We start from the raw sequence: 5,144 nt of genomic DNA, 5'->3' as shown, positions 1-5,144 counted from the left end.
CCCGGCGAACAGCACGCACAGGGCCGTCTCCGCCCCCGTCCGCGGCTCACGCGCGGAAACCAGCCCCTCGAAGTCCGGCGCCGGCAGCGCGGCCCGGTCCACCTTCCCGTTCACCGTCACCGGCAGCGCGTCCAGCACCAGTACCACCGCCGGCACCATGTGCTCGGGCAGCACCGCGGCCACGTACGCGCGTACCAGTTGCCCGTCCAGCACCTGTCCGTCCAGCGCCTGTCCATCGGGCACGACGTAGCCGACCAGGCGCTTCTCACCGGGGCGGTCCTCCCGTACCACCACCGCGGCCTGACCGACGTCCGGGTGATCGGCCAGTACCGCCTCGATCTCGCCCGGCTCGACCCGGTACCCGCGCAGCTTCACCTGCGCGTCCGCCCGACCGACGAAAATCAGCTCACCCGCGTCGGTCCAACGCACCACGTCTCCGGTGCGGTACATCCGCTCGCCGGAGCCGGCACCGAACGGGCAGGCCACGAACCGCTCCGCGGTCAGTCCCGGCCGGCCGGCATAACCGCGCGCCAGACCGGCACCGGCGATATACAGCTCCCCGGGCAGACCTGGGGGAAGCGGCCGCAGGAACTCGTCCAGGACGTACACCCGCATGTTGTCCAACGGCTTGCCGATGGGCACCGAACCCGGCACCTCCACGGCCGGATCCATCCGGAAGGAGGTCGCGAAAGTCGTCGTCTCGGTCGGCCCGTATCCATCCACGACCACCAGACGCGGGCACGCCTCCCGCACCCGGCGCACCGCCTCCGCCTGTACGGCATCTCCACCGGTCCACACCTCGCGCAGGTCGCTCAGGCACCCCGGATCGTCCTGTGCGAACACGTGGAACAGCGCGGCCGTCAGCCACATCGCGGAAATCCCGTACCGGCCGACGAGTTCTCGCAGCAGCCCCGCGGTCAACACGCCGGCCGGGGCGATCACCACTCGGCCACTGGACAGCAACGGCACCCACAGCTCATACGTCGACGCGTCGAACGTCTGCGGCGAGTGCGCCAGAACGCACTCGTGCCCCCGCGCGAACCGGCTGTCCCGGGCCAACGCCGTCACATCGCCATGTGTGACCTCCACCCCCTTCGGCACACCCGTCGAGCCGGACGTGTACATCACGTACGCCACATCGTCCGGCGCCACTCCGACACCCGGAACGCCGTCGGCTCCGGCGAGAAGCTCTTGCGCCGGCACCACATCGGCCGGCTGGTCGGTCAGCTCCCGGTCCGCCACGATCAGCGCGGCCCCTTCCAGCACCAGCCGCGACCGCAACGCAGGCCAGTCCGGGCTCACCGGCACATATCCGGCTCCCGCCTTGGCCACGCCCAGCAGCACCGCCACCACATCGGCCGAACGCTCCATCACCACGCCGACCTGGTGCCCGCGCCTCACACCGCGGGCGATCAGTCCGCAGGCCACCCGATCGGCAAGCTGATTCAGCTCGGCGTACGACCACTCCCGGCTCCCGTCGACCACCGCGACGGCCTCCGGCGAACGTCCCGCCTGCGCCTCGAACAGCTCCGGCAGCGAACCCGAGGCGGTCGGACGAGCGGTGTCGTTCCATTCCCGTACCACCCGCGACCGCTCGGCATCGTCGAGGACGCCGATCCGGCCCACCCTCGTCTGCGGATCGGCCGTCATCTGCTCAAGCAACCGCAGCAGCCGGCCGACCAGCGCCTCGGCCGCCCCCGCGTCAAGAACGTCCGACCGGTACGTCAGCCGCATCCGCAGCCCGCCGATCGGATCCACCACCAACCACAGCGGATAGTTGACCGACTCCCGTGTCCCGGCCTCGGTGACCCTCACACCACCGGAGCCGAACTCCTGCGATTCCGCACCCGACGGTTTGGGTCCGTTCGCGCCCGAGGGGAAGTTCTCGTACGCCATCAAGGTGTCGAAGGTCGCGCCGGGGCCGGCCAGCCGCTGGATTTCCGTGAGTCCCAGGTGCTGGTGGTCCAGCAGCGCCGACTGCTGGGCCTGCAACCCGGTCAGCAGCTCGGCGATCGTCTGCGCCGGATCGAAACTCACCCGCACAGGAACGGTGTTGATGAACAACCCCAGCATGTCCTCCATGCCCGGCAGATCCGCCGGCCGCCCCGCCACCGTCGCACCGAACACCACATCACGACGCCCCACCAACTGCCCGACCACCACAGCCCAAGCAGCCTGCACCACCGTGTTCAACGTCAACCCGTGATCACGGGCCAGGCCGTTGAGCGCCCCTGCCAGCTCCGCGCCCGTCTCGCGGGATACGGAACCGGACGTCGTCTCCGGGTCCGGCTCGATCGGTGCGACGAGGGTCGGTTCCTCCGCCCCGGCCAGCGCCTGCTGCCACGCCTCGCGGGCGGCTTGCTTGTCCTGACGGGACAACCAGGCCAGGTAATCGCGATACGGCGCCACTGGGGGCAGACCACCCGCACTGCCGCCCGCCGCGTAGCAGGCCCACAACTCACGCATCAGAATCGGCAACGACCAACCATCCAACAAAATGTGATGCAGCGTCACCATCATGCGGTAGCGGTCTGGCCCGACCTTGACCAGCAACACTTTCAGCAGCGGCGGCTGCGCCAGATCGAAGCGCCGGGCACGCTCCTCGACCCCGATCCGCTCCGACTCCGCCCACGCGGCTTCCCCGTCCAGCCCCGACAGATCCTCCTCCCGCCAGGGAAGATTCACCTCGCGGGCGATCACCTGAACGGGCTGCCGCATCCCGGGCAACTGCCGGAAACCCGCACGCAACGTCACGTGCCGATCCAGCAACGCCTGCCAGGACGCCCGCAGTACTGCCGTATCCAACGGTCCCTCAAGAGTGAGGACCATCTGTTCGACGTAGACATCTGTGCCTTGTTCGTCGAACAGGGCGTGGAAGAGCAGGCCCTCCTGCAATGGCGAGACCGGCAGCACCTCCACCAACTGCGGTGCCGCTGCCTCCAGTTCCTCGACCTGCGGCTGCTCCAGCTCCACAAGGGGGAAGTCGGAAGGCGTGTGCCCCCCGCTGCCGGGGCGGGAGGCGTGAGCCGCGAATCCGGCCAGCATCGCCGCCCAGCCATCGAGCAGGGCCTGCACCTCCGCCTCATCCAGAATCCGCTCCGGCCAGACCAGGCTCAGCGTCAGCTCCGGACCCCCGGGCACGTCGTGGACCATACCCAGAACCTCCAGGGCATGCATCACCGGGAACTGTCCAGGCGTGCCCGCGCCGGGCCCGACCTCACCGGTCGGCACCCACTCCCGCATCGTCCGGGAGCCGTCCGCTGCGATGTCAGGGACGCGACCGAGGTAGTTGAAGCCGATCTGCGCGGACGGCAGGGCAGCGAGTGTGTAACTGGTCTCGGGGTTGAGGTAGCGCAGCATGCCGTAGCCCAGCCCGTCCCCCGGGACCGCCCGCAGTTGCTCCTTGACCCGCTTCACCACCCGCCCCGCAGCCGCACCCCCCGCCCGCACCTCGCCGATGTCGGCCGGTCCGGCATCGAGGCGGACCGGATGCACGCTGGTGAACCAGCCCACCGTGCGGGAAAGATCCACCTCCCCGCTCAACGACACCCGGCCATGACCCTCCACATCCACCAGGAACCCGCCCGCGACCTCCGCGCCCTTCCACGCCGCGACCGCAGCGGCCAACCCCGACAGCAACACATCATCGACCCCGGCGTGGAAGGCGGCCGGCACACCGGTCAGCAGAGCCGCGGTGACCTCGGCGGGAACGGTCACCGAAACCTCCCGCACCGTGGCGCCCACATCCCGGCCCACCTCCACCGGCAACGTAGTCAGCAACGGATCAGAACCCCGCAGCACGGCAGCCCACCGCGGCAGCTCCGCCAGCCGCTCCCCACCGCCGGCCTGCACCGACACCTCACCCGCCCAATGCCGGAACGACGTCGAAACCGGAGCCAACGATGCGGCCCTGCCCGCAGCCAACGCCTCATACGCATCCGACAGATCGGGCAGCAACGCCTGCCAGGACACCGTGTCCACCACCAGGTGACTGACCACCATCAACAGCCGCCCCAGCACGTCCGGCCCCGCATCGAGCCACACCACTTGCAGCATCACACCGGCCCGCGGATCCAACCTCCCCACCGCCAACCGCACCTGCTCATTTACGAAACGACGCAGGTCCTCACCCTCCACACCAGCTGCATCCACCCGACGCACCCACGCCCCGACGGAAACCGACCCCACCTCGGGCACCACCAACCGCGGCCCCGGACCACCCTCCAACCGCGCCCGCAGCACATCGTGCTGATCCATCACCACCTGCACCGCACCCACCAAGATCGCCAAGTCCATACCAGCCGGAGCAACCACCACACTCGACTGGACAACCCGGCCCGCTTCCTCCTGGCCGACCCGTTCCAACAGCTCACGCATCACCGGAGTCAGCGGCACCTCACCAACGCCGGAAACCCCGCCGCCGACCACCACGCCATCCGCCGCGACCGCCACAACCGCCAGACCCCCCGGCGTCCGCCGCTCGAACACCTGACGAGAACTGATCACCAACCCCGCCCGCCGCGCATTCGACACCAACAACATCGACATGATCGAGTCCCCACCCAGCGCAAAGAAGCCGTCCTCGACCCCCACCCGCTCCAGACCCAACACCTCACCAAACAACCCACACAACAACGCCTCGACAGGCGTCTCAGGAGCACGACCCCCGGTGTGGTTCTCCGGCTCGGGGGCGGGCAAGGCGCTCCGGTCAAGCTTGCCGTTGGCGGTGAGCGGTAGTGCCTCCAGCACCACCACCGCGGCAGGAACCATGTACTCCGGCAGGTGAGAACCGGCGAAGGCTCGCAACCCTGTGCTGTCAAGCTCGGCAGCGACCGCAGGAACGACATACGCGATCAGGCGCTTCTCGCCGGGCCGGTCTTCGCGGACCACGACTGCGGCCTGGCCGACGTCGGGGTGGGAGGCGAGGGCGGATTCGACCTCGCCGGGCTCGACGCGGAAGCCGCGGATCTTGACCTGGTCGTCCGCGCGGCCGGCGAACTCCAACTGCCCCTCAGCGGTCCAGCGGGCCAGGTCGCCCGAACGGTACATCCGTGCGCCGGGTACGAACGGGCAGGCCACGAAGCGTTCGGCGGTCAGGTCCGGACGGCCGTTGTAGCCGCGGGCCAGACCAGGACCGGCCACGT

1 protein-coding gene is annotated in these 5,144 nt (G+C 69.6%); it reads right to left on the bottom strand.

The features are described from left to right. The coding region (locus QMK28_RS33545) for a non-ribosomal peptide synthetase (protein WP_326443472.1) at positions 1 to 5,144 on the bottom strand (5,144 nt) is incomplete at both ends.

It is taken from the genome of Streptomyces sp. H27-D2 (genome assembly GCF_035828615.1).
Lineage (GTDB): Bacteria > Actinomycetota > Actinomycetes > Streptomycetales > Streptomycetaceae > Streptomyces.
The sequence above is the reverse complement of the archived record's forward strand: the minus strand, read 5'-3'. Positions and strand labels throughout refer to the sequence as shown.